The organism is Geodermatophilus sp. SYSU D00742 (genome assembly GCF_054049935.1).
Map to the genome: position 1 here is coordinate 70009 of NZ_JBJGYJ010000014.1, position 24939 is coordinate 94947.

General features: G+C 74.8%; 25 protein-coding genes. 21 read left to right on the forward strand and 4 right to left on the reverse strand.

The window, feature by feature from the left end; translation table 11 throughout:
* The first annotated feature begins 2 nt into the window (after positions 1 to 2).
* From ACI78V_RS11900 to ACI78V_RS11960, 13 genes are all read left to right on the forward strand, one after another.
* The gene (locus ACI78V_RS11900) at positions 3 to 554 is read left to right on the forward strand and encodes a hypothetical protein (RefSeq protein WP_456851108.1); all 552 of its coding nucleotides are present in this window, start codon (positions 3 to 5) and stop codon (positions 552 to 554) included.
* A 51-nt stretch (positions 555 to 605) separates the two neighbouring features.
* Positions 606 to 1538 carry a pyridoxal 5'-phosphate synthase lyase subunit PdxS gene (gene pdxS, locus ACI78V_RS11905; RefSeq protein WP_456851109.1) on the forward strand — a complete coding sequence of 311 codons (933 nt, stop codon included), beginning with the start codon at positions 606 to 608 and terminating at the stop codon, positions 1536 to 1538.
* A 34-nt stretch (positions 1539 to 1572) separates the two neighbouring features.
* The gene (locus ACI78V_RS11910) at positions 1573 to 2679 is read left to right on the forward strand and encodes a heparan-alpha-glucosaminide N-acetyltransferase domain-containing protein (RefSeq protein ID WP_456851110.1); all 1107 of its coding nucleotides are present in this window, start codon (positions 1573 to 1575) and stop codon (positions 2677 to 2679) included.
* Positions 2680 to 2690: 11 nt separating this feature from the next.
* Positions 2691 to 3350 carry a pyridoxal 5'-phosphate synthase glutaminase subunit PdxT gene (pdxT, locus tag ACI78V_RS11915; RefSeq protein ID WP_456851111.1) on the forward strand — a complete coding sequence of 220 codons (660 nt, stop codon included), beginning with the start codon at positions 2691 to 2693 and terminating at the stop codon, positions 3348 to 3350.
* A complete protein-coding gene (locus tag ACI78V_RS11920; protein ID WP_456851112.1) occupies positions 3347 to 4099 on the forward strand; it encodes a YebC/PmpR family DNA-binding transcriptional regulator in 753 nt (250 codons plus the stop codon). Before pdxT ends, ACI78V_RS11920 begins: the two co-directional genes overlap by 4 nt.
* 206 nt (positions 4100 to 4305) lie before the next feature.
* On the forward strand, positions 4306 to 4872 hold the full coding sequence (gene ruvC / locus ACI78V_RS11925) for a crossover junction endodeoxyribonuclease RuvC (RefSeq protein ID WP_456851113.1): 567 nt from the start codon (positions 4306 to 4308) through the stop codon (positions 4870 to 4872).
* A 58-nt stretch (positions 4873 to 4930) separates the two neighbouring features.
* Positions 4931 to 5569 (forward strand): Holliday junction branch migration protein RuvA, encoded by a 639-nt coding sequence (gene ruvA / locus ACI78V_RS11930; protein ID WP_456851114.1) that lies wholly within the window; start codon positions 4931 to 4933, stop codon positions 5567 to 5569.
* Complete coding sequence (gene ruvB / locus ACI78V_RS11935; protein WP_456851115.1) at positions 5566 to 6687, forward strand: Holliday junction branch migration DNA helicase RuvB; 1122 nt, start codon at positions 5566 to 5568, stop codon at positions 6685 to 6687. The genes ruvA and ruvB overlap by 4 nt, the downstream gene beginning before the upstream one ends.
* A gap of 163 nt (positions 6688 to 6850) precedes the next feature.
* Positions 6851 to 7204, forward strand: a complete 354-nt coding sequence (yajC, locus tag ACI78V_RS11940; protein WP_456851116.1) for a preprotein translocase subunit YajC — start codon at positions 6851 to 6853, stop codon at positions 7202 to 7204.
* A gap of 13 nt (positions 7205 to 7217) precedes the next feature.
* Entirely contained in the window at positions 7218 to 8879 is a 1662-nt protein-coding gene (gene secD / locus ACI78V_RS11945) for a protein translocase subunit SecD (RefSeq protein WP_456851117.1), read from the forward strand.
* A complete protein-coding gene (secF, locus tag ACI78V_RS11950) occupies positions 8876 to 10267 on the forward strand; it encodes a protein translocase subunit SecF (RefSeq protein WP_456851118.1) in 1392 nt (463 codons plus the stop codon). Before secD ends, secF begins: the two co-directional genes overlap by 4 nt.
* Positions 10264 to 10860: an adenine phosphoribosyltransferase gene (locus ACI78V_RS11955; protein ID WP_456851119.1), complete on the forward strand. Its 597-nt coding sequence runs from the start codon at positions 10264 to 10266 to the stop codon at positions 10858 to 10860. The genes secF and ACI78V_RS11955 overlap by 4 nt, the downstream gene beginning before the upstream one ends.
* Before the next feature lie 90 nt (positions 10861 to 10950).
* Positions 10951 to 13407, forward strand: a complete 2457-nt coding sequence (locus tag ACI78V_RS11960) for a RelA/SpoT family protein (RefSeq protein ID WP_456851120.1) — start codon at positions 10951 to 10953, stop codon at positions 13405 to 13407.
* Positions 13408 to 13473: 66 nt separating this feature from the next.
* Here the strand turns inward: ACI78V_RS11960 and ACI78V_RS11965 are convergent, their stop codons facing one another.
* Genes ACI78V_RS11965 through ACI78V_RS11975 form a run of 3 tightly spaced genes read right to left on the reverse strand, consistent with a single transcriptional unit; the run spans position 13474 to position 15595 of the window.
* Complete coding sequence (locus tag ACI78V_RS11965; protein ID WP_456851121.1) at positions 13474 to 14040, reverse strand: DUF3105 domain-containing protein; 567 nt, start codon at positions 14038 to 14040, stop codon at positions 13474 to 13476.
* On the reverse strand, positions 14037 to 14756 hold the full coding sequence (locus ACI78V_RS11970) for a peptidylprolyl isomerase (protein ID WP_456851122.1): 720 nt from the start codon (positions 14754 to 14756) through the stop codon (positions 14037 to 14039). Before ACI78V_RS11970 ends, ACI78V_RS11965 begins: the two co-directional genes overlap by 4 nt.
* A complete protein-coding gene (locus ACI78V_RS11975) occupies positions 14753 to 15595 on the reverse strand; it encodes a peptidylprolyl isomerase (RefSeq protein WP_456851123.1) in 843 nt (280 codons plus the stop codon). Before ACI78V_RS11975 ends, ACI78V_RS11970 begins: the two co-directional genes overlap by 4 nt.
* 165 nt (positions 15596 to 15760) lie before the next feature.
* On the opposite strand from ACI78V_RS11975, the gene ACI78V_RS11980 reads away from it, so the two are divergent.
* The 5 genes from ACI78V_RS11980 to ACI78V_RS12000 are packed head-to-tail and all read left to right on the forward strand — an operon-like array spanning position 15761 to position 21663.
* Complete coding sequence (locus tag ACI78V_RS11980) at positions 15761 to 16456, forward strand: MBL fold metallo-hydrolase (protein WP_456851124.1); 696 nt, start codon at positions 15761 to 15763, stop codon at positions 16454 to 16456.
* Positions 16453 to 17718 (forward strand): histidine--tRNA ligase, encoded by a 1266-nt coding sequence (gene hisS, locus ACI78V_RS11985; protein ID WP_456851125.1) that lies wholly within the window; start codon positions 16453 to 16455, stop codon positions 17716 to 17718. The genes ACI78V_RS11980 and hisS overlap by 4 nt, the downstream gene beginning before the upstream one ends.
* Positions 17719 to 17720: 2 nt before the next feature.
* The gene (locus tag ACI78V_RS11990; RefSeq protein ID WP_456851159.1) at positions 17721 to 18701 is read left to right on the forward strand and encodes an aldo/keto reductase; all 981 of its coding nucleotides are present in this window, start codon (positions 17721 to 17723) and stop codon (positions 18699 to 18701) included.
* Positions 18702 to 18751: 50 nt separating this feature from the next.
* Positions 18752 to 20539, forward strand: coding sequence for an aspartate--tRNA ligase (gene aspS, locus ACI78V_RS11995; protein WP_456851126.1), 1788 nt, complete (start codon positions 18752 to 18754; stop codon positions 20537 to 20539).
* A gap of 32 nt (positions 20540 to 20571) precedes the next feature.
* A complete protein-coding gene (locus ACI78V_RS12000; RefSeq protein ID WP_456851127.1) occupies positions 20572 to 21663 on the forward strand; it encodes a pyridoxal-phosphate-dependent aminotransferase family protein in 1092 nt (363 codons plus the stop codon).
* 85 nt (positions 21664 to 21748) lie between these two features.
* On the opposite strand, the gene ACI78V_RS12005 is transcribed toward ACI78V_RS12000, so the two are convergent.
* Positions 21749 to 22606, reverse strand: coding sequence for an aldo/keto reductase (locus tag ACI78V_RS12005; protein WP_456851128.1), 858 nt, complete (start codon positions 22604 to 22606; stop codon positions 21749 to 21751).
* A gap of 118 nt (positions 22607 to 22724) precedes the next feature.
* On the opposite strand from ACI78V_RS12005, the gene ACI78V_RS12010 reads away from it, so the two are divergent.
* The 3 genes from ACI78V_RS12010 (at position 22725) to ACI78V_RS12020 (ending at position 24917) form a co-directional block, all read left to right on the forward strand.
* Entirely contained in the window at positions 22725 to 24056 is a 1332-nt protein-coding gene (locus ACI78V_RS12010) for a replication-associated recombination protein A (RefSeq protein WP_456851129.1), read from the forward strand.
* Between the two features lie 136 nt (positions 24057 to 24192).
* Complete coding sequence (locus ACI78V_RS12015) at positions 24193 to 24618, forward strand: DUF948 domain-containing protein (protein WP_456851130.1); 426 nt, start codon at positions 24193 to 24195, stop codon at positions 24616 to 24618.
* Positions 24618 to 24917, forward strand: a complete 300-nt coding sequence (locus tag ACI78V_RS12020; RefSeq protein ID WP_456851131.1) for a hypothetical protein — start codon at positions 24618 to 24620, stop codon at positions 24915 to 24917. The genes ACI78V_RS12015 and ACI78V_RS12020 overlap by 1 nt, the downstream gene beginning before the upstream one ends.
* Positions 24918 to 24939: the final 22 nt, after the last annotated feature.

Sequence of the window (24939 nt, forward strand, 5' to 3'; positions counted from 1 at the left end):
CCGTGACCCCCGACGTCTGGCTGCTGTGCGCGCTGGCAGCGGTGGTCGTGCTCCTGGCGGCCTGGGCGGGCTGGACGCTGACGCGGCTGCGCCGCCTGGAGGCGCGCGCCGACCGCGCCTGGACCGCCCTGGACACCCAGCTGCGGCGGCGGGCCGGGCTCGCCGCGGAGCTGGCCCGCGACCACGCCGCCGCGGTGGGGGAGGACCGTGCCGCCCGGCTCGCCGCGGCGGCCGCCGAGGCGCGGTCGGTCCCCGCCGGTGACCGGGAGCTGGCCGAGAACGCCCTGGGCCGCGAGCTGCGCGACCTGCCGGCCGACCTGCCCGGCGTGCCCGCCGCCCTGCGCGCGGACCTGGAGGGCACCGCCACCCGGATCGGCCTGGCCCGGCGGTTCTACAACGACGCGGTGCGCGACACCCACCTGCTGCGCACCCGCCGGCTCACCGGGTTGCTGCGGCTGCACGCCTCCCGCCCGCTGCCGCGCTTCTTCGACATCGAGGACGGTCTGCGCGAGGTCACCAGCAGCGCCTCCGGGGCCGGGCGACCACGGCCCTGAGGGCCGTAGCATCCCTGCCGCACACCCCCGTCGAGTTCCGAGGCAGCAACCGTGGCAGAGCACAGCGCAACCCATCCCCGTACCCCGGGCCCCGAGGCCGGCACCGGCACCGGCACCGAGGCCGTCAAGCGCGGCATGGCCGAGCAGCTCAAGGGCGGCGTGATCATGGACGTCGTCACCCCCGAGCAGGCGAGGATCGCCGAGGACGCCGGAGCGGTCGCCGTCATGGCGCTGGAGCGGGTGCCCGCCGACATCCGCGCCCAGGGCGGCATCGCCCGCATGAGCGACCCGGACATGATCGCCGGGATCATCGACGCGGTCTCCATCCCGGTGATGGCCAAGGCGCGCATCGGTCACTTCGTCGAGGCGCAGGTCCTGCAGAGCCTCGGGGTGGACTACATCGACGAGTCCGAGGTGCTCACCCCGGCCGACGAGGCCCACCACATCGCCAAGAGCGAGTTCACCGTGCCCTTCGTCTGCGGCGCCACGGAACTCGGCGAGGCGCTGCGGCGGATCGCCGAGGGCGCGGCCATGGTCCGTTCCAAGGGCGAGGCCGGCACCGGCAACGTCGTCGAGGCGGTGCGGCACATGCGGGCCATCCGGGCCGGCATCCGCCGGCTGGGCACCCTCGACGAGACCGAGCTGTTCGTCGCCGCCAAGGAGCTGCGCGCGCCGTACGACCTCGTCACCGAGGTGGCCCGGCTCGGCAAGCTGCCGGTCGTGCTGTTCACCGCAGGCGGCATCGCCACCCCGGCGGACGCCGCGATGATGATGCAGCTGGGCGCCGAGGGCGTGTTCGTCGGCTCGGGCATCTTCAAGTCCGGCGACCCGGCGCAGCGGGCCGCGGCCATCGTGCAGGCCACCACCTTCTTCGACGACCCCGCCGTGATCGCCAAGGTCTCCCGCGGCCTGGGCGAGGCCATGGTCGGGATCAACGTCGCCACGCTGCCCGAGGGCGAGCGGTACGCCACCCGCGGCTGGTGAGCGCCGGGGCGACCAGCGCCGGCGAGGGGCCCGCGTGACCCTGCAGTCCACGCGCGTCGCCGACCGGCCCACCGGGGAACGCCCGGTGCCGGGTCGCATCGCCGGCCTGGACGTCGCACGCGGGCTCGCCGTCCTCGGGATGTTCGGGGCCCACCTGGGTCCCCGGGGCGACCTGGGCTGGACGCCGGACTCGTGGGCCCCCGTCGTGGAGGGCCGGTCGTCGATCCTCTTCGCCACCCTGGCCGGGGTGTCGATCGCGCTGCTCTCCGGCGGCGCCACCCCGGCCTCGGGCCGGGAGCTCGCCCGGGCGCGGTCCCGCATCCTCGTGCGGGCGGCCTGGGTGTTCGCCATCGGCGGTGTCCTCGAGGTGCTCGGCACGTTCGTGGCGATCATCCTCGGCGTCTACGCGGTGCTCTTCGTGCTGGCGCTGCCGTTCCTGCGGTGGTCCCGCCGGTGGCTGCTGCTGCTGGCCGGGGTCGTCGCGGTGGCCGGGCCGTTCCTCGTGCTCGAGATCGGCCAGTGGGTGACGGCCCAGGACCGGTCGCGGTCGGCGTTCGCCTCCCTGACCGTCACCGGCACCTACCCGGCGCTGATCTGGTGGTCCTTCGTGCTCGTGGGCCTCGCGGTCGGCCGCAGCGACCTCCGCTCCCCGCGGGTGCGGGCCTCGCTGGTGGCCGGCGGTGCCGTCGCGGCCGCGGTGGGGTACCTCGGCGGGTGGCTGAGCACCGCCCGGGTCGGACCGGGCCGCCCCCTCACCGGGATGGCGCAGGGGTTCGGCCGGGACGGCACGTGGGACGCCGCGTGGTTCGCCGGGGCCGAGCCGCACAGCGGGACGCCGTTCGAGCTGATCGGCTCGGCCGGGGTGGCGGTCGCGGCCATCGGCCTGTGCCTGGTCCTGGCCGACGTCCTCCCGTGGCCCACCTGGCCGGTCGCCGCTGTCGGGTCGATGGCGCTGTCGGTCTACACGGCGCAGATCGTGGCCATCTGGCTGCTCGACCTCCCGACCCAGCCGGGCTGGGACGTGTGGGTCCGCTTCACCCTCACCGCCCTGGTGGTGACCTCGGTCTGGCGCCTGCGGCTGGGACAGGGGCCCCTGGAGCGGCTGCTCACCTGGAGCTCGACCCGGGTGGCCGGGCCGTAGCCTGGTGCGTCGTGCCCGACACCCGCGCTCCCGTCATCGGCGTGCTGGCCCTGCAGGGCGACGTCCGTGAGCACCTGGCCGCCGCGCGCGCTCTGGGCGCGACCGCGGTCACGGTGCGGCGTCCGGAGGAGCTCGCCGGGGTCGACGGCATCGTGCTCCCCGGCGGCGAGTCGACGACGATCGGCAAGCTGGCCGACCGGTTCGGCCTGCTGCAGCCGCTGCGCGCCGCGATCGCCGGCGGGCTGCCCGCCTACGGCTCCTGCGCCGGGATGATCCTGCTCGCCGACCGGCTGCGGGCCGCTCCGCCCGACCAGGTGACCGTCGGCGGGCTCGACGTCACCGTCCGCCGCAACGCGTTCGGCCGGCAGGTGGACTCCTTCGAGTCCGAGGTCGCCCTCGAGGGCCTGGCCGGGGGGCCGGTGCACGCGGTGTTCATCCGGGCGCCGTGGGTCGAGGAGGCCGGGCCGGGGGTGCAGGTGCTCGGGCGGGTCGTGGGCGGCGAGGCCGACGGTAGGATCGTCGCCGTCCGCCAGGGCGACCTGGTGGCCACCAGCTTCCACCCCGAACTGACCGGGGACCGCCGGGTGCACGCGCTGTTCGTCGACATCGTCCGCCGTCACCTGGCCCAGAGGGCCGGCGCGTCAGCCGGGGACGAGAGGGGACACCCGTGAGCGGCCACTCCAAGTGGGCGACGACGAAGCACAAGAAGGCCGGCATCGACGCCAAGCGCGGCAAGCTCTTCGCCAAGCTGATCAAGAACATCGAGGTGGCCGCGCGCACCGGCGGCGGTGACCCCGCGGGCAACCCGACCCTCTACGACGCCATCCAGAAGGCGAAGAAGAGCTCGGTGCCCAACGACAACATCGACCGCGCGGTCAAGCGCGGGGCGGGCCTGGAGGCCGGCGGCGTCGACTACCAGGGCATCACCTACGAGGGCTACGCCGCCGGTGGTGTCGCCGTCCTGGTCGAGTGCCTCACCGACAACAAGAACCGGTCGGCCATGGAGGTGCGCACCGCCATGACCCGCAACGGGGGCTCGATGGCGGACCCCGGCTCGGTCGCCTACCTCTTCTCCCGCAAGGGCGTGGTCGTGGTGCCCAGGACCGACACCGTCGACGAGGACACCGTGCTCATGGCCGTGCTCGACGCGGGCGCCGAGGAGGTCCGGGACCAGGGCGACTCCTTCGAGGTCGTCTGCGAGCCCGCCGACCTCGTCGCCGTGCGCAGCGCGCTGCAGGACGCCGGTATCGACTACGACTCCGCCGAGGCCGGCTTCGTGCCCAGCGTGACCGTGGAGCTCGACGAGGAGGCGGCCGGGAAGGTCTTCCGCCTCATCGACGCCCTCGAGGACTGCGACGACGTGCAGAACGTGTACGCGAACTACGACGTGTCCGACGAGGTCCTCGAGAAGGTCGGCTGAGGACTCGCGGACCCGCCCGTCGGTACCCGCCCCGCTCCGGGCGGGGCGGGCCCGGGCAGCGGCTGCCGCCCGGGCCGTCGACGGGCGAGACCTCCCCACCGGGCGGGCGCACCGGCGTCGACCGACCGCGTGTTGCCTGGCCTCCCGTCGGTGGGGGCGGTTAGCGTGGGTCGAACACCAGTTCGGCTGACGGCGGGAGGGCCTCCATGCGGGTGCTCGGGATCGACCCGGGCCTCACCCGGTGCGGGTGGGGCGTGGTCGACGGGCGGCCCGGCGCGCGGCCGGTGGCGGTCGGCGTGGGCGTGGTCCGCACCGCGGCCGAGCTGGACCTGGAGCTGCGGCTGCTCGAGCTGCACACCGCGGTGACCGGGCTGCTGCGCGAGCACCGGCCCGACGTCGTGGCCATCGAGCGGGTCTTCACGCAGAACAACAAGGGCACCGCCACGGGCACCGCGCAGGCGGCCGGGGTCGCCGCGCTGGCCGCGGCGCAGGCCGACCGGCCGGTCGCCTGGCACACCCCCAGCGAGGTCAAGGCGGCCATCTCCGGCAGCGGCCGCGCCGACAAGGAGCAGGTCACCCTCATGGTCACCCGCGTGCTCGGGCTGGCGTCCGCGCCGAAGCCCGCCGACGCCGCCGACGCGCTGGCGCTGGCGGTGTGCCACGTCTGGCGTGGGCCGGCGCAGCAGCGGCTGCGGGTGGCGGCGCTGGCCGGGGGCATCGGTGCCCCGGTGCGCTCCACCACGCTGCCGCGGTGGACGGGCGTGTCGCGGTGACGTGCCGGGGGAGCGTCCGGCGACGGACGGCGCAGCAGGGCACGACGGGAGGGACACGGTGATCGCGAGTGTGAGCGGCCGGGTCGCGGCGGTCTCGCCCGACGGCGCCGTGGTGGAGGTCGGCGGCGTCGGGCTGGCGGTGCAGTGCACGCCCGGCACGATCGCGCGCCTGCAGGTGGGGGAGAGCGCCCGGCTGTCGACCAGCCTGGTCGTCCGGGAGGACTCCCTGACCCTGTACGGCTTCGCCGACGACGACGAGCGCCAGCTGTTCGAGCTGCTGCAGACCGCCAACGGCGTGGGTCCGCGGCTGGCGCAGGCGGTGCTGGCGATCCACCCGCCGCGCGAGGTGCGCCGGGCGGTCTCCATGGCCGACGTCAAGGCGCTCATGCAGGTGCCCGGCATCGGCAAGAAGGGCGCCGAGCGGCTGATCCTCGAGCTCCGCGACCGGCTGGGGGCCACCACGACCGACACCCAGCTGGACGGGCCGGCGACCGCGGGGCTGCCCCCGGTCACCCCCGTCGCGCCGTGGCGGGACCAGCTCGCCTCCGCCCTCGTCGGCCTGGGCTGGACGAGCAGGGAGGCCGACGGCGCCGTCGCCGCGCTCGCGCCGATCGCCGATGAGCAGGTCGTCGCGACCGGGTCGGTGGAGGTCGCCGTCCTGCTGCGCCAGGCGCTGCGGATGCTGGGCCGGTCATGAGCTCACCGTTCGACCGGCAGCTGTCCGCGGCCGAGGCCGGCGCCGCGCGGTACGACCCGGTGACGGCCGAGGCCGGTGACGACGAGCGGGTCGTCGAGTCCGCGCTGCGGCCGCACTCCCTGGCCGACTTCATCGGCCAGCCGAAGGTGGCCCGCCAGCTCGACCTCGTCCTGGAGGGCGCGAAGCGGCGCGGCCGGCCGCCGGACCACGTGCTGCTGTCCGGCCCGCCCGGGCTGGGGAAGACCAGCCTCGCGCTGATCATCGGCTCGGAGCTCGGCACGTCGGTGAAGATCACCAGCGGTCCGGCGATCGAGCGCTCCGGGGACCTCGCCGCCATGCTGTCCAACCTGGCGCCCGGCGACGTGCTGTTCATCGACGAGATCCACCGCATCGCCCGCCCGGCCGAGGAGCTGCTGTACATGGCGATGGAGGACTTCCGGGTCGACGTCGTCGTGGGCAAGGGGCCGGGCGCGACCGCCATCCCGCTGGAGATCAACCCGTTCACCCTGGTCGGGGCCACCACGCGCGCGGGGCTGCTCACCGGCCCGCTGCGCGACCGGTTCGGTTTCGTCGGGCAGATGGAGTTCTACGAGCCGGCCGAGCTGCAGCAGGTGCTGGCCCGCAGTGCCGCGCTGCTCGGCGTGGAGCTCACGCCGGAGGGGTCGGCCGAGATCGCCGGCCGATCCCGCGGGACGCCCCGGATCGCCAACCGCCTGCTGCGCCGGGTGCGCGACTACGCGGAGGTCCGTGCCGACGGCCGGGTGACCCGCGAGGTCGCCCAGGCCGCCCTCGCCCTCTACGACGTCGACCACCTGGGTCTGGACCGCCTCGACCGCGCCGTCCTCGAGGCGCTGGTCATGCGTTTCGGCGGCGGTCCGGTCGGCGTCGCCACCCTCGCGGTCGCCGTGGGGGAGGAGCCGCACACCGTCGAGGAGGTGTGCGAGCCGTTCCTCGTCCGCGCCGGGCTGCTGGCCCGCACGCCGCGTGGCCGGGTGGCCACCGAGGCCGCCTGGCAGCACCTGGGCCAGCCGGTTCCGCGCGGCGGCATCCCCCTCGGGCGGGTCACAGCAGACCCACCGGCCCCGGGATCGTCGTCAGAGACCCTCTTCGACGCCTAGACTGCGGGACGCTGGCGCGCAACCCGTCCGGCCGCGGCCGCGCGCGTCCCGCCCGGTCGCCGTGCCCGGCCGTCTGCGTGCCCCGCAGCCGACGCACCCGAGCGGTCCCGTCCCGGACCGCACCCACCGCGCGAGCACCGCGCGGTAGAGAGGCACATCAGTCGTGGAGCAGTACTTCCCGCTCGTCCTCCTGGCCCTGGCCTTCGTCCTGCTCATCGTCCTGCCGGCCCGGCAGCGCAAGCGGATGCAGGCCCAGGCCCAGGCGATGCAGGAGTCGCTGACCCCGGGCACGCCGGTGATGACCACCGCCGGTCTGCACGGCACGGTCGTCGCCCTCGGGAACACCACCGTGGACCTGGAGATCGCGCCGGGGGTCGTGGTCACCTTCGCCCGGCAGGCCGTCCTCGAGGTGCGCAAGCCGGCCGTCGCGGGCCCGGTCGCCACCGACGACCCCGCCCTGCCCGGGGACGACACGACCGGCCCGGCCGACGGCGGCCCGACCGGCCGCGTCCAGTAGGCCGGAGCGCCCCGTGGCCCAACGCCAGCTCCCCGCGCGGAACTACTTCGGCGCCTTCCTGCTGATCGTGGCCGTCCTCTACGGCCTCGTCTTCTTCACCGGCGACACCCGCACCCCCCAGCTCGGGCTGGACCTGCGCGGCGGGACGACGGTCACGCTGACCGCGCGGACCCCCGACGGCCAGGCGCCCGACCCCGAGGACCTCGAGCTGGCCCGCCAGATCATCGAGCAGCGGGTCAACGGCCTCGGTGTCGCCGAGGCCGAGGTCGTCACCGAGGGCGACGCGAACATCGTCATCTCCGTCCCCGGCGACGACGGCGACCAGGCCCGCGAACTCGGCCAGACCGCCCAGCTGCGGTTCCGCCCCGTCCTGGCCGGCCCGGAGCCCGTCGTCGTGCCCGAGGAGGGTGCGCAGCCCACCGACGCCGCGCAGCCCACCGACGCCGCCCAGCCCACCGACGCCGCCCAGCCCACCGACGCGGCGACCCCCACGGACGCCGCCACGCCGACCGACGCCGCCCCGGGCGACGCCGTGGACGACCCCGCGCTGGACCCGGACGCGCCCCCGGTGACCCTGGAGCAGGCGCAGGCGGCGTACGCCACCCTGACCTGCGAGGGCGAGCCGACCGGCTCGGTCGACCGGTCCGAGGACCATGTCGCCGCCTGCTCGGAGGACGGCACCACCAAGTACGTCCTGGGCCCGGCCATCCTCGAGGGCACCGACATCGTCGACGCCAGCGCGGGCACCCAGGCGACCACCGGCGAGTGGGTCGTGCTGCTGGACTTCAACGCGACCGGCCAGGAGACCTGGGCGACGTACACCGCGGCCAACGTCGGCAAGAACGTCGCCTTCACCCTCGACGGCCGGGTCGTCTCCGCTCCCACCATCCAGGGCGCGATCAACGGCCAGACCACGATCACCGGCCAGTTCGACCAGGCCGGCGCCGAGCAGCTGGCCAACCAGCTGCGCTACGGCGCGCTGCCGCTGACCTTCGACCAGGCGACCGCGCAGTCGATCTCCACCGAGCTGGGTGCCGAGCAGCTGCGGGCCGGCCTCATCGCCGGCGCCATCGGCATCGCGCTGGTCTTCGTCTACGCGCTGGCCTACTACCGCCTGCTGGGCCTGGTCATGATCGCCAGCCTCGTGCTGTCGGCGGTGGTCGTGTACGGCGTGCTGGTCCTGCTGGGCCGGCAGATCGGGTTCACGCTGAGCCTCGCCGGCATCGCCGGGTTCATCGTGTCGATCGGCATCACGGCGGACTCGTTCGTCGTCTACTTCGAACGCCTCAAGGACGAGATCCGGGACGGCCGCACCCTGCGCTCGGCGGTGCCCCGTGCCTGGGTGCGGGCCCGCCGGACGATCCTGTCGGCCGACGCGGTCAGCTTCCTGGCCGCGGCGATCCTCTACGTGCTGGCGATCGGCGACGTGAAGGGCTTCGCGTTCACCCTGGGCATGTCCACGGTGCTCGACCTCGTCGTCGTCTTCCTCTTCACCCACCCGTTGATGGCGGTGCTCGCCCGCTTCAAGGGCTTCGGCACCAGCCGCTTCTCGGGCCTGGGCAGCAACCTCGACCGACCCGGGCGACCGGCCGGGCGCCGGCCCGTCGCCGACCGGCAGCTGGTCGGCGCCACCAGCGGGGCGCGCGCCACCGCGCAGGACAGGAGCGACTCATGACCGGCCGCGACGGCCGTCCCGTGGACGACGAGCTGCCGGTGGGCACCGACGCCGACGAGGCGCAGGACACCTCCCGGGTGGCGGACGACGCCGCAGCGGCCGCGGACGACGCCGCCCTCGACGAGGCCGGCCTGCCGCGCGAGGGCGAGCACGGCACCCGCCGTCCCGCCCGGCGCGCGTCGCTGGCCCACCGCCTCTACAACGGGGAGGCGGGGCTCGACGTCGTGGGCCGCAGCCGGCTGATCTACCGGATCACCGCCGTGGTCGTGCTGCTGTGCCTGCTCGCGATCGTCTTCCGCGGCTTCAACTTCGGCATCGACTTCGCCGGGGGCAACAGCTTCCGGCTGCCGGGCACCGAGCAGCAGCTCGCGGAGGTCCGCGAGGCAGCGGAGGACGCCGGCGCCGACGTCGCCAGTGCCCAGGTGGTCGGCGGCAACACGGTGCTGCTGCGCACCGGCGCGCTGGACAACGACGGCGAGCGGGCCGTCGTCGCGGCGGTGGCCGACGCGGCCGGCATCGAGCCGGGGCAGGTGAGCCCGGAGTCGGTCAGCGCCGAGTGGGGCAGGGACATCACCGACCAGGCCGTCTTCGCCCTGGTCGTGTTCCTCGTCGCCGTCACGCTGTTCCTCGCGGTCCGCTTCCAGCCCAAGATGGCGATCGGCGCCATGGCCGCCCTGGTGCACGACATCGTCCTGACCGCGGGCGTCTACGCGCTCATCGGCTTCGAGGTGACGCCGTCGACGGTCATCGGCTTCCTCACCATCCTCGGGTTCTCCCTCTACGACACCGTCGTCGTCTTCGACAAGGTCGACGAGAACACCAAGGACGTCGCCCGCAGCGCGCGGATGACGTGGGGCGAGGCGGCCAACCTGGCGGTCAACCAGACCCTCATGCGGTCGATCAACACCTCGGTGATCGCGCTGCTGCCGGTGGCCGGCCTGCTGTTCGTCGGCGCCGGGCTGCTCGGCGTCGGCACGCTCAAGGACCTGGCGCTGGTGCTCTTCGTCGGCCTGGCCGCCGGCACCTACTCCTCGATCTTCCTGGCGACGCCGATCGTGGCCGACCTCAAGGCCCGGGAGCCGGAGATCCAGGCGCTGCGCAAGCGGGTGCAGGCCCGGCGGTCGTCGCAGTCGCGCGATGCGGGTCCCCGCCCGGTGCCGGGTGCAGCGCCGGTGGCCAGCGCCCGCCGCGCCGGCACGGCCCGCCGGTCCGGCGGGGTGGCCCTCGCCGAGCGCGAGGACGACCTCGGGCCGGCGCAGGCCGACGTCGTGGTCGAGTCGCCCGCGTCCGTGCGCCCCGAGCCGCGCTCCGGTGCGACGGCCGCGCCCCGGCCTGGTGCCCGGCCGCAGCGCCCGGGCCGTCCGGCCGGGGGGAAGAAGCGCCGGTGAGCGCCGGACCGGTCGACGAGGCCGCCGCGGTGCCGCTCGACGAGCTGATCGCCGGGCTCACCGTGGACGTCCCGGACCACCCCGAGCCGGGGGTGGTCTTCCGCGATCTCACGCCGGTGTTCGCCGACGGTCCCGCCTTCCGCCGGATGGTGGACGCGCTCGCCACGCCGCAGCTGGCCGACCCCCGCGCCGCCGCGCTCGGGGACCCGGCGGACGGGCCCGCCTTCGACGTCGTCGTCGGCGTGGAGGCCCGCGGCTTCCTGCTGGCCGCCGCCGTCGCCCTGGACGCCGGCGTCGGCGTGGTCCCGGTCCGCAAGGCCGGCAAGCTGCCGCGCGAGCGCATCGCGGCCGACTACACGCTGGAGTACGGCACGGCGACGCTGGAGCTGCACGCCGACTCCATCCGTCCCGGCCAGCGGGTGCTGATCGTCGACGACGTGCTCGCCACCGGCGGCACCCTCGGCGCGGCCGTCGCCCTGGTCGAGCAGCTCGGCGGTGTGGTGACGGCCATCTCGGTGGTCGTGGAGCTGGCCGCGCTGGGCGGACGCCAGCGGCTGGCACCGCACGCCGTGCACGCGCTCTGGACCACCTGAGCGGGAGAGCGCCGACCGTCGGGGGCCCGGCGACACGCCGTCCGACTAGCATGGTGAGGGTCGTCCCTCCTACGGCCTGCAGGAGTCGCCATGGGCCCCGACGCCGCCACCAACGTGGCTGGTCCGCGGGCTGACGCCCCGGCGCTCCCGGCGGGCACGGGCACCGAGTCCCCACCGGGCCCCGGTCAGCGGCCGCCGCTGCCCAGCCGCCCGGCCGTGCGCCGTCCCGACGACGTGGGGTCCGAGCCCCCGGGCGACGGCGAGTCACCCGGCGTACCCAAGCGGCGGGTCCGGGACCGGCTGGCCCGCCGGATCGTGGCCGGTCAGCGCAGCGGCGTGGTCCGGCCCGTCCTGGAGCCCCTGGCCGCGCTCCACCGGCAGAGCCACCCGAAGGCCGACCTCGCGCTGCTGCAGCGCGCCTACGACGTGGCCGAGTCCGCGCACGCGACGCAGAAGCGCAAGAGCGGCGACCCGTACATCACCCACCCGCTCGCCGTCGCCACGGTGCTGGCGGGGCTGGGCATGGACACCACCACGCTCGTGGCGGCGCTGCTGCACGACACGGTCGAGGACACCGGCCAGACGGTGGAGTCCATCACCGAGGCGTTCGGCCCGGAGGTCGCCCACCTGGTCGACGGCGTCACCAAGATCGACCGCGTGAAGCTGGGCGACGCCGCCCAGGCCGAGACGATCCGCAAGATGATCGTCGCGATGGCCCGCGACCCGCGGGTGCTGGTGATCAAGCTGGCCGACCGGCTGCACAACATGCGCACGCTGCGCTTCCTCCCGCCGGAGAAGCAGGAGAAGAAGGCGCGCGAGACGCTGGAGATCCTCGCCCCGCTGGCCCACCGGCTGGGCATGAACACCATCAAGTGGGAGCTCGAGGACCTCGCGTTCGCCACGCTGTACCCCAAGCGCTACGACGAGATCGTGCGCCTGGTGGCCGAGCGCGCGCCGTCGCGGGACACCTACCTCGCCGAGGTCACCTCAGCGGTCACCGAGCAGCTCAAGGCCGCGAAGATCGAGGCGGTGGTCACCGGCCGGCCCAAGCACTACTACTCGATCTACCAGAAGATGATCGTGCGCGGCCGCGACTTCGCCGACATCTGGGACCTCGTGGGCATCCGCATCCTGGTCGACTCGGTCCGCGACTGCTACGCCGCGCTGGGCATCATGCACGCGCACTGGCAGCCGGTGCCGGGCCGGTTCAAGGACTTCATCGCGATGCCGAAGTTCAACATGTACCAGTCGCTGCACACGACGGTGATCGGACCGCAGGGCAAGCCGGTCGAGCTGCAGATCCGCACGCACGACATGCACCGCACCGCCGAGTACGGCATCGCCGCGCACTGGAAGTACAAGGAGAAGGCGCGGGCCGGTGGCCGGCCGGTGCCCGGCGAGCTCGGTGCCGGCAAGGCCGGGTCGCCCGACGACATGCTGTGGCTGCGCCAGCTGCTGGACTGGCAGCGGGAGGCGCAGGAGCCCGGCGAGTTCCTGGAGACGCTGCGCTACGACCTCGGTCCGCAGGAGGTCTTCGTCTTCACGCCCAAGGGTGACGTGGTCAGCCTGCCCGGCGACTCCACCCCGGTGGACTTCGCCTACGCGGTGCACACCGAGGTCGGCCACCGCTGCATCGGCGCCCGGGTCAACGGCGCGCTGGTGTCGCTGGACAGCAAGCTGACCAACGGCGACGTCGTCGAGATCTTCACCTCCAAGTCACCGACGGCCGGCCCGTCGAAGGACTGGCTGTCCTTCGTGGGCTCCTCCCGCGCGCGCACCAAGATCCGGCAGTGGTTCACCAAGGAGCGCCGCGAGGACGCCGTCGAGGCCGGCAAGGAGGCGCTGACCCGGGCGATGCGCAAGGCGGGGCTCCCGCTGCAGCGGCTGCTCGGCGGCGAGGCGCTGTCCACGCTCGCCAAGGACCTCCGCTACGCCGACGTCACCGCGCTGTACGCCGCGGTGGGGGAGAACCAGATCTCGGCCGCCTCGGTGGTCGAGAAGCTGATCACCGCTCTGGGCGGCACCGAGGGCGCGGTCGAGGACATCGCCGAGACCGCCATCCCGACCCGGCGGCCGGTGCACCGGCGCCCGGCCGGCGGCGACCCGGGCATCGTCGTCCACGGGATGACCGACGTCTGGGCCAAGCTCGCCAAGTGCTGCACCCCGGTCCCGGGGGACGACGTCCTGGGCTTCGTCACCCGCGGCGGCGGCGTCAGCGTGCACCGCACCGACTGCACCAACGCCGAGGACCTCAAGCGCAAGCCTGAACGTCTGGTCGAGGTCGAGTGGACCAGCCAGCCGGGCTCGGTCTTCCTCGTCGCCATCCAGGTCGAGGCCCTCGACCGGCACCGGCTGCTGTCGGACGTGACCAAGGCGCTGGCCGACGAGCGGGTCAACATCCTCTCGGCGTCGGTGCAGACCAGCCGTGACCGGGTGGCGGTCAGCCGCTTCACCTTCGAGCTGGCCGACCCCGCGCACCTGGGCGCGGTGCTCCAGACGGTGCGCAACGTCGACGGCGTCTTCGACGTCGAGCGGGTCACCGCCTAGAGGACCCCGTCCTCCCACCGTTCGCACGCTGAGGCAGGGACCCGGGTGGGCGGTGCCACCCTGCCCTCAGGCGGTGCCGGACTCGGCGAGGAAGGCGGGGTTCTCGCACGGCGCGCCGGGCTCCGGCGTCGTCTCCGGGTTGCCCGCGAGCAGCGCGGCGAACTGCGCGAGGCGCGGGTCGGCGACGCTGTCCAGGCGCAGGGCGTGGTTCCAGGCCTGCAGCGACACCGTCGTCCCGAGGTCGGGGTACGGCGACAGCATCAACCCGTGGGTGCCCCGGACCAGCGCGGTGAGGGTGGAGACGTCGTCGTCGCCGGCCAGCGACGGGTCGTAGGTGATCCAGACCGCGCCGTGCTCCAGGGCGTGCACGGCGTGCTCCGCCGGGATGGCCGCGGCGTAGACGCTGCCCGTGCAGTCGGCCCACGCCGGGGCGTGCGGGCCGCCGACCGGCGGGGTCTGCGCGTAGTCGAACTGCCCGGTCACGTGCGGCTGGCCGGCCGCGTAGTCGGCGACCCGGGTGCCGTCCAGGGTGACCGGCTCGGGGGCGGGGGAGGCCGAGCCCGCGACGGTGCCGGTGCAGCCGGACAGCAGGGCCGTGGCGAGCACGGCGAGCGGCGCGCGGCGGCCGCTCACGCCACGGTCATGGACTCGATGGTGACCGGCACGTTGGGGGCGCCGCCGCCGGGGCTGGGCTCCAGCGAGCCGTCGTTGCCGTTGGCCGCGACGACGTCGAGGACCGCGAGGCCGGCGTCGTCCACGGTGCCCACGACGGTGTAGTCCGGCGGGAGCTGGCTGTCGCCCCACACGAGGAAGAACTGGCTGCCGTCGACGCCCTGCCCGCTGTTGGCCATCGCGACCGTGCCCCGCGGGTAGGTCTCCTCGCCGGTGACCTCGGTGGGGGAGGTGTACGTGGGGCCGCCAGCACCGGTGCCGGTGGGGTCACCGCACTGCAGCACCTGCAGGCCGGGGCTGTCGACCTGCCGGTGGCAGGAGGAGTCGTCGAAGTACCCGGCCTCGGCCAGGTGCGCCAGGCTGGCCGCCGCGCAGGGCGTGGCCTCCCGGTCGAGGGTGAGGGTCAGCCGGCCGAGGTCGGTGGTCATGACCAGGTCGGTGGTGCCCTCGGCCGGGACCTCCTCGGGCGGGGTGTCGACCTCGATCAGGTACGGGTTGGCCGTCGAGCCGGCGCCCCACTCGCAGGTCGTCGTCCCCGACCCGCTCGAGGCCCCGCCGGAGCCGCTCCCGGAGGCCGACCCGTCCGGCGACGCGGCGCCGGAGTCGTCGCCCGAGCACGCGGCCAGGGCGAGCAGCGCCGCGGCGAGCCCGCCCACGGCGCGCAGCCGAGCGGTCACGCGACCACGGTCATCGACTCGATGGTCACCGGGACGTTCGGCGCGCCGCCGCCGGGGCTGGGCTCCATCGAGCCGTCGTTGCCGGCGGCCGCGATCTGGTCGAGGACCGCCAGGCCGGCCTCGTCGACGGTGCCCACGACGGTGTAGTCCGGGGAGAGCTGGGAGTCGGTGAAGACGAGGAAGAACTGGCTGCCGGTCGACCCCGGCGCCCCGCTGTTGGCCATGGCGATCGTGCCGCGCGGGTAGGTCGTCTCCGGCGTGACCTCCTCGGCGTACTTGTAGGTCGGGCCGCCCTGGCCGGTGCCGCTCGGGTCGCCGCACTGCAGGACGCCGAAGGCCTCGCCGTTGACCATGCGGTGGCACGGGCTGCCGTCGAAGAACTGCTGCTGGGCGAGGTGGGTGAAGCTCGCGGCGGCGCAGGGTGCCTTCGCCCGGTCGAGGGTGAGCGTGATGTCGCCCTGCGAGGTGCTCATCAGGAGCGTGCCCGTGCCCTGGGTCGGGGTCGCCTCGGGGTCGGGCGGGGTGCCCACGTCGACGAGGTTCGTGTTGCCCGAGTCGTCGGGGGAGTAGGTGCAGCTCACGGTGCCGTCGGCGTTGGTGGTGGCGGCCGCGGAGCTGCTGGTGGGGGCCGCCGACGTCGGGCCGGCGGCGGCGTCGTCGGTGTCGTCCCCACCGGTGCCGGTGATCAGCCAGACGGCGCCGAGCACCAGCAGCACGGCGACCGTGGTCACCCCGACCAGCAGATTGCGGCGGCGCCTGCGGGCCAGCTCGGCGCGACGCTCGAGTTGACGCTGCAGACGCCGCTGGGCGGCCTGCCGCCGCTGCTTGTTGCTCGGCACGGGTGGTACTCCTCGGACGGACGGGGGCTGCGGCGGGGCGCGGGGGCACGGCCGGCGCGCGCCCACGCACCGCTGGTCGACCCGCGAGTCTAGGCGGCGGTCCCGACCGATCCCCGGCAGCGGGAAGCCCCGGAGCGGCGCGCGGGCCCCGCGTAACCTGCACGGGTGCTCATCCGCTCGTTCCCGGCCGGCGCGTTCGGCACCAACTGCTACGCGGTCGCCTCCGGGCCCCGGCAGGAGTGCGTCGTCGTCGACCCCGGCATGGACGCCGTCGAGCCCCTGGCCCGCATGCTGGCCGACGACGGCCTCAGGCCGGTCGCCGTCGTCCTCACCCACGGCCACCTCGACCACACGTTCTCCGTGCTGCCGGTCTGCGACGGCTACGACATCCCGGCCTACCTGCACCCGCAGGACTCCGGCATGCTCGCCGACCCGGCGGCCTGGCACGGGCCGCAGCTGGCCCCGCTGGTCAGCGGCGTCCGGCTGCCCGACCCCGCCGACGTGCTGCCCCTGGACGACGGCGCCGTGCTGTCCCTGGCCGGGGTGGAGCTGACCGTCCGGCACGCACCCGGGCACACCCGCGGGTCGGTGGTGTTCTCCCTCGACCTGGGGGAGGCCCCGGGGCTGCTGGCCGGTGACGTGCTGTTCGCCGGTTCGGTGGGCCGGGTCGACCTGCCCGGCGGGTCGTGGGAGGCGATGCTGGGCTCCCTGCGTGACGTCGTCCTGCCGCTGGACGACGAGACGGTGGTGCTGCCCGGCCACGGCCCGGCGACGACGATCGGCCGGGAGCGGGCGACCAACCCGTACCTGGCGGAGGCCGCCGCGGGTGTGGGCCCGGCGCCGAAGGGGCGGGGCCTGTGAGCGGGTTGACCGCGCCCAAGGGGACCTTCGACACCCTGCCGCCGGAGTCGGCGCGCTTCCTCGCCGTGCGCGACACCCTCACCGCACCGCTGCGCCGGGCCGGGTACGGCTACGTGGAGACGCCGGTGTTCGAGGAGACCGCCGTCTTCTCCCGCGGGGTGGGCGAGTCCACCGACGTCGTGACGAAGGAGATGTACACCTTCGAGGACCGCGGCGGCCGCTCCCTCACGCTGCGCCCGGAGCTCACCGCCGGGCTGATGCGGGCGTTCATCGAGCACCGGCTGCACACCGGCGCGCTGCCGGTGAAGCTGTGGACCGTCGGCTCCGCGTTCCGCTACGAGCGCCCGCAGGCCGGCCGCTACCGGCACTTCACCCAGGTGGACATGGAGGCCCTCGGCATCGACGACCCGGCGCTGGACGCCGAGGTGGTGGCGCTGGGCGTGCAGGGCTTCCACGACCTGGGCCTCACCGACTTCGAGCTGCTGCTCACCTCGCTGGGCGACGCCACCTGCCGGCCGCAGTACCGCGAGCTGCTGGTCGCCCACCTGGCCAAGCTGGACCTGGACGAGGAGACCCGGCGGCGGGCGGAGATCAACCCGCTGCGGGTGCTCGACGACAAGCGGCCCGAGGTGCAGGCGCAGCTCGACGACGCCCCGCTGATGGTCGACCACCTGTCGGACTCCACCCGGGCCCACTACGACGCCGTCCGCCAGCACCTCACCGACCTCGGCGTCACCTGGACCGAGGCGCCGAGGCTGGTGCGCGGGCTGGACTACTACACGAAGACGACCTTCGAGTTCGTGCACAACGGCCTCGGCGCGCAGTCGGCGATCGGGGGCGGCGGCCGCTACGACGGGCTGTCGGCGGCGCTGGGCGGACCGGACGTCTCGGGCATCGGCTACGCGGTCGGCGTGGACCGGACCCTGCTGGCGGTCCAGGCCGAGGGGCTCGACGTCGGCGCGGTCGCGGGGGTGCAGGCCTTCGTCGTCCCCCTCGGCGCGGAGGCCAAGCGGCTGGCGGTCCGGCTCGTCGGGCAGCTGCGGGGCGCGGGCGTCTCCGCGGACACCGTCTACGGCGACCGCGGGCTCAAGGGGGCGATGAAGGCCGCCGACCGGTCGGGCGCCTCCCACGCGGTCGTCATCGGGGAGCGGGACCTCGCCGAGGGCGTCGGCCAGCTCAAGGACCTGCGCACCGGGGAGCAGACCGCCGTGCCGGTGGCCGACCTGTTCGATGCGCTCAGGCGTGCGACGGTGGGGGAGTGAGCATGGAGCAGCGGCCGCTGGGCCGGACGGGGGCCGACGTCAGCGTCGTCGGACTGGGCACATGGCAGCTCGGCGGGGACTGGGGGGACGTCGACGACGACACCGCCGCCGACGTCCTCGACGCCGCGCTCGACGCCGGCGTCACGCTGCTGGACACCGCCGACGTCTACGGCGACGGCCGCTCCGAGCAGCGGATCCGCAGGGCGCTGGTGGCCCGCCCGGACCGGCCGTTCGTCGCCACCAAGGCCGGCCGCCGCGCCGACCCGTTCGAGGCCGCCCAGTACACGCCCGAGCACCTGCGCGCCTGGGTCGACCGGTCCCGCCGCAACCTCGGCGTGGAGACCCTCGACCTGGTGCAGCTGCACTGCCCGCCGCCGGCGGTCTACACCGACCAGCGGGTCTACGACACCCTCGACGGGTTCGTGGCCGACGGCTCCATCGCCGCCTACGGCGTCTCGGTCGAGACCGTCGCCGAGGCGCTGACCGCCCTGGAGCACCCCGGCGTGCAGACCGTCCAGGTGATCCTCAACGTCTTCCGGCGCAAGCCGCTGGAGGAGCTGTTGCCGGCCGCGGCCGAGGCCGGCGTCGGCGTCCTCGCGCGGGTGCCCCTGGCCAGCGGGCTGCTGACCGGCCGGTTCACCGAGTCGACGACGTTCGCACCCGACGACCACCGGAACTTCAACCGGCACGGTGAGGCGTTCGACGTGGGGGAGACCTTCGCCGGGGTGCCCTACGAGGTCGGCGTCGCCGCCGCCCGCGAGTTCGTCGAGATCGCCGGGGACGCCGCGCCGAGCGCCGTCGCCCTGCGCTGGGTCATCCAGCAGCCCGGCGTCACCACCGTCATCCCCGGTGCCCGCACCGTCGCGCAGGCCCGCGGCAACGCCGCGGCCGCCGCCCTGCCGCCGCTGACCGACACGCAGCTGTCCGACCTCGAGCGGCTCTACGACGAGCGCATCCGCGCCCACGTCCACGACCGCTGGTGACTCCTCTGCTCCGTCCCCTCCCACCCACCACCCCGAGAGGCAACCCACTCGTGCTCCGCACCCACGACGCCGGCACGCTGCGCGCGTCCGACGCCGGATCCACCGTCACCCTCGCCGGCTGGGTCGCCCGCCGCCGCGACCACGGCGGGGTCGTCTTCGTCGACCTGCGGGACGCCTCCGGCTACGTGCAGGTCGTCGTCCGCGAGGAGGAGGCGCACGCCCTCCGCAACGAGTTCTGCGTGCTGGTCACCGGGGAGGTGCGCCGGCGGCCGGAGGGCAACGAGAACCCCGAGCTGCCCACCGGCGAGATCGAGGTGGCCGCCGCGGAGCTGCGGGTGCTGTCGGCCGCGGCGCCGCTGCCCTTCCCGATCGAGACCGACCAGGCGGCGTCGGACGACGTCCGCTACCGCTACCGCTACCTGGACCTGCGGCGGCAGGGCCCGGCGCGGACGATCCGGCTGCGCAGCGAGATCAACCGGATCGCCCGCGGCGTCATGGCCGGGCACGGCTTCGTCGAGGTCGAGACGCCGACCCTCACCCGCTCCACCCCGGAGGGGGCCCGCGACTTCGTCGTCCCCGTCCGCCTGCAGCCGGGCAAGTGGTACGCGCTGCCGCAGTCGCCGCAGCTGTTCAAGCAGCTGCTGATGATCGGTGGCCTCGAGCGCTACTACCAGATCGCCCGCTGCTTCCGGGACGAGGACTTCCGCGCCGACCGGCAGCCGGAGTTCACCCAGCTGGACTTCGAGATGAGCTTCGTCGAGCGCGACGACGTCCTGGCCGTGGCCGAGGACGTCGTCCGGGAGCTGTGGCGGGAGCTGGCCTCCTACGAGGTGCCGGAGATCCCGCGGATGAGCTACCGCGAGGCGATGGACCGGTTCGGCTCCGACAAGCCCGACCTGCGGTTCGGCGTCGAGCTGACCGAGCTGACGTCCTACTTCGCCGCCACGCCCTTCCGGGTCTTCCAGGCCCCCTACGTCGGCGCGGTCGTCATGCCCGGCGGCGGGTCCCAGCCGCGGCGGGCCTTCGACGCGTGGCAGGACTGGGCCAGGTCCCGCGGCGCCCGCGGCCTAGCCTACGTGACCATCGCCGAGGACGGCACCCTCGGCGGCCCGGTGGCCAAGAACATCTCCGAGGCCGAGCGTGAGGGCCTGGTGGCCGCCGTCGGGGCGCAGCCCGGGGACTGCGTCTTCTTCGCCGCCGGTGCCCGCCGGTCCTCCCAGGAGCTGCTGGGCGCGGCCCGCAACGAGATCGCCCGCCGGCTGGAGCTGGTCGAGCCGGGCACCTGGTCGTTCCTGTTCGTCGTCGACTTCCCGATGTTCGAGGAGACCGAGGACGGCGAGTGGACGTTCATGCACCACCCGTTCACCTCACCCACGCCGGAGTGGCGGGAGCGGTTCGCCGAGGACAAGGCCAACGCCCTGTCCGACGCCTACGACCTGGTGGTCAACGGCAACGAGCTGGCCAGCGGATCGGTGCGTATCCACGACGCCGAGCTGCAGGAGCGGGTGTTCGAGACCCTCGGCATGTCCCGGGAGGAGGCCCGCGAGCGGTTCGGGTTCTTCCTCGAGGCCTTCGCCTACGGCCCGCCGCCGCACGCCGGCGCCGCCCTCGGCTGGGACCGGCTGACCGCCCTGCTGGCCGGCGTCGACTCCATCCGCGAGGTCATCGCCTTCCCCAAGACCGGAGCCGGTTTCGACCCGCTCACCGGGGCGCCGACGCCCATCACCGACGCGCAGCGCAAGGAGGCCGGCATCGACGCGGAGCCGGAGGAGCCGGCGCTGCCCGGCGAGCCGGGCGCCCCGGGGCCGACCTCGACCGGCGTCACGATCCGGCCGTAACGCAGGTCACCCTGCGCCGGTAGGTTGCGGGCATGCCGTTGCGTGCCCGCACCCTGCTCGGTCCCGGTCCCTCCAACCCCTACCCGGAGGCGACGGTCGCCCTCGGCCGGCCGCTGCTGGGCCACCTCGACCCGGTCTTCCTCGGCATCCTCGACGAGACCTCCGACCGGCTCCGGCAGGTCTTCGGGACGGCGAACCGACGGACCCTGCCGCTGTCGGCCACCGGTTCCGCGGGCATGGAGGCGGCGTTCGTCAACACCGTGGGCCCGGGCGACGTCGTCGTCGTGGCGGTCAACGGCCTGTTCGGCGAGCGCATGGTCGACGTCGCCTCGCGGTGCGGCGCCGAGGTCGTGCGGGTCGACCACGAGTGGGGGCAGCCGGTCGACGTCGACCGGGTGCTGGCCGCGCACCCGGCGCCGAAGCTGATCGCCGCCGTCCACGCGGAGACCTCCACCGGCGTGCGTTCCGACCTGGCCCCGCTGGCCGCCGACAAGGGCGACGCGCTGCTGCTGGCCGACTGCGTCACCTCGCTGGGCGGCATCCCGGTGCAGCTGGACGAGTGGGGCGTCGACCTCGCCTACTCGGGCTCGCAGAAGTGCCTCGGCGTGGCGCCGGGGCTGGCCCCGTTCACCATCAACGACCGGGCCTGGGAGCGGCGCATCGAGAAGCCGCGCAGCTGGTACCTCGACCTCGGCATGCTGGGCGGCTACGCGGGGGAGGCCGCCGGCTCCGGTGGCCGTACCTACCACCACACGGCGCCCACCGGCATGGTCGTGTCGCTGCACGCCGGGCTCGGTCGTCTCCTGGAGGAGGGGCTGGACGCCGTCCACGCCCGGCACGCCGAGGCCGGCCGGCTGCTGCACGCGGGCCTGCAGGAGCTGGGCCTGGAGCTGTTCGCCGCCGAGGGGTACCGGCTCCCGGAGCTCACCACGGTGCGGGTGCCCGAGGGGGTGGACTCCGCCGCGGTGCGCAAGGAGCTGCTCGAGCGCTACGACCTCGAGATCGGGGGCGGCGTCGGGGCGTACGCGGCGACGGTCTGGCGGATCGGCCTCATGGGCCACAACGCCCGCCCGGACACCGTCGCCCTCGTCCTGGCGGCCCTGCGGGAGGTCCTCGGCCGCTGACCCGGATCCGGGCGTCCGGTGGCGTCCGGTCGCGAGGTGAGCAGTGTGGGGCGAGCGGGCGCAGCGGTGGTCGGTCGGGCCGGCGTCAGGCGTCCAGGCGGGCGAGCTGCTCGGGGGTCAGCCGGAGGTCGGCGGCGGCCGCGGAGTCGACGATGGACGCCGCCCGTGACGCGCCGGGGATCGGGATCACCGCGTCCGACCGGGCCAGGTGCCAGGCGAGGGCCACCCGGTACACCGAGACGCCCAGCTCCGCGGCGAGCTCGGCGAACGCCGGTGCGGTCGCGTCGAGGGAGCCGGCCGCCGACACCCCGCCGAAGGGGCTCCACGGCAGGAAGGCCAGCCCGTGGGCCGCGCAGTGCGCGAGCTCGTCGGCGGAGTGCCGCCAGCCGGGGGAGAACTGGTTCTGCACGCTGACCAGGGCCGGCCCGACGACGGAGCGGGCGACGTCGATCTGCGCGATGTCGGCGTTGGAGACGCCCACCATCCGCACCAGCCCGTCGTCGGCCAGCTGGCGCAGCGCCCCCATCGTCTCCTCCCAGGGCGTGTCGGGGTCGGGGCGGTGGTACTGGTACAGCCCGATCGCCTCGACCCCGAGGCGGCGCAGGGACGCCTCGCAGGCCGTGCGCAGGTACGCCGGGGTCCCGTCGAGCTCCCAGTCCGACCCGCGCCGGGTGTGGCCGCCCTTGGTCGCCACCAGGACCGACGACGTGTCCGCCCCGTAGGACGCCAGCGCGTCGGCGACCAGCGACTCGTTGTGGCCGAACTCCGCCTCGTCGCGCGCGTAGGCGTCCGCGGTGTCGATCAGGGTCACGCCGGCGTCCAGCGCGGCGTGGATCGTGGCGACGGCGTCGTCGTGCGACGGCCGTCGCTCCTTGGTGGACAGGGGCATGGCACCCAGCCCGATGGCGCTGACGGTCACGTTCCCGATGCGTCGCTGCTGCACGGGGGTGTCGTGCCCCGCGGGTAGCGTTCGCAAGCGTGAGCGGACAGGGGCGTGAGCATCGCAGGGAGCGCCGGCGACCGAGGAGCGGAGCGGCCCGCGGGAGCGAACCGAGGACGCCGTGAGTTCGCTGTTCGACGAGCCGGCGGACGGCGCCCCCGTCGTCGACCCCGGCGCCCCGCTGGCCGTCCGGATGCGGCCGCGCTCGCTGGACGAGGTCGTCGGCCAGCAGCACCTGCTCGGCCCGCGGGCCCCGCTGCGCCGGCTGGTCGAGGGCGACGAGCCGATGTCCCTGGTGCTCTACGGGCCGCCCGGCACGGGCAAGACCACCCTGGCGCACGTCATCTCCCTGGCCACCAAGCGCCAGTTCGTCCAGCTGTCGGCCCTGGACGCCGGGGTCAAGGAGGTCCGCGCGGTCATCGCGGGCGCCAAGCGCGAGCTCACCTACGCCGGCCGGCGCACGGTGCTGTTCATCGACGAGGTGCACCGCTTCTCCAAGACCCAGCAGGACAGCCTGCTGTCCGCGGTCGAGGACCGGATCGTCAGCCTCGTCGCCGCGACCACCGAGAACCCGTTCTTCTCCGTCGTCAGCCCCCTGCTGTCCCGCTCGCTGGTCCTCGCCCTGCAGCCGCTGTCCGACGACGACGTCCGCACGGTGCTGCGCCGCGCGCTCACCAGCGACCGCGGGCTCGACGGCGCGGTCACCCTGACCGAGGAGGCCGAGGAGCACCTGCTCCGCGTCGCCGGTGGCGACGCCCGCAAGGCGCTGACCGCGCTGGAGTCCGGCGCCGGCGCCGCCGCGGCCGCCGGCAGCGACGTGCTCGACCTCGCGACGCTGGAGACGGCTGTCGCGCAGGCCGCGGTCCGCTACGACCGGCAGGGCGACCAGCACTACGACGTCGCCAGCGCGCTGATCAAGTCCATCCGCGGCAGCGACGTCGACGCCGCCATGCACTACCTGGCCCGGATGGTCGAGGCCGGGGAGGACCCCCGCTTCATCGCCCGCCGGCTGGTCATCTCCGCCAGCGAGGACATCGGCATGGCCGACCCCACGGCGCTGCTCACCGCGGTCGCCGCCGCCGAGGCGGTCTCCTTCATCGGCATGCCCGAGGGCCACTTCGCCCTCGCGCAGGCCGTCGCCCACCTGGCCACCGCGCCGAAGTCGAACGCGCTCACCGTCGCCATCAGCGAGTCCACGGCCGACGTCCGCGCCGGGCTGGCCGGTCCGGTACCGCCGGGGCTGCGCGACGCCCACTACGCGGGCGCCAAGAAGCTCGGCCACGGCGCGAGCTACCGCTACCCCCACGACGCGCCCGACGGGATCGTCCCGCAGCAGTACCCGCCCGACGCGCTGGTGGGCCGGGACTACTACCGCCCGACCAACCGCGGCGCCGAGGGCCCCGTCGCGGCGCGGCTGGCGAAGCTGCGGGCCATCGTCCGGCGCGGCCGCTGAGCCCCGGGCGGGGCACGGACGGGCGCCGCCGCCCGCGACTACTGTGACCACGCCGGGCCGACGCCCGCCGGGCCGTTCCGGCAGGCGAGGGCAGAAGACGACGAGGAACGCTCGCCGACGAACAGGAGAACCCCGCGTGTCCGCAGGAGAGTGGGCCGGATTGATCGCCGCGCTGGCCCTGGTGCTGCTGGTGGTGCTGCTCGCCGTCCCGATCCTGAAGCTGGGTCGCACGCTGGACGAGGCGACGCTGACCATCCGCCAGGCACGGGAACAGAGCGCCCCCATCCTCAGCCAGGCCTCGACCACGGTCGCGCACGTCAACAGCAACCTGGAGCGGGTCGACGACATCACCGGCAACGCGGCGAACGTCTCCAGCAACGTCGCGGCCCTGAGCAGCGTCGTCGCCGCGACCCTCGGCAGCCCGCTGATCAAGGTCGCCGCGTTCAGCTACGGCGTCCGCAGCGCTGCGCGGAAGAAGCGCGAGGGGCAGGCGCTCGCCGACGCCGCCGCTCGTGACAAGGCCGAGCGCCGCGCGCGCCGTGCCGCCCGGCGGGCCGCCTGATGCGCCGGCTGTTCTGGCTGGCCATGGGCATCACCATCGGCGCGCTCGTCGTGCGCAAGCTGTCCCGGGCGGCCGAGAAGATGACCCCGCAGGGCATCGCGGGCGCGCTGGTGGAGGGGCTGCGCGACCTGGCCGACGCCATCGGCGAGTTCGGTGCCGACGTCCGGGCCGCCGCCGCCGAGCGGGAGCAGGAACTGCGCACCGGCACCGGCCTGGACGCACCGCTCCCCACCGGGGAGCAGGTGCAGCTGCCCGGTCGGCACGCCGCCGGCCCGGCATCGCCCACGGCCGACCGCTGACCACCTCACCACCCGCGGGGGG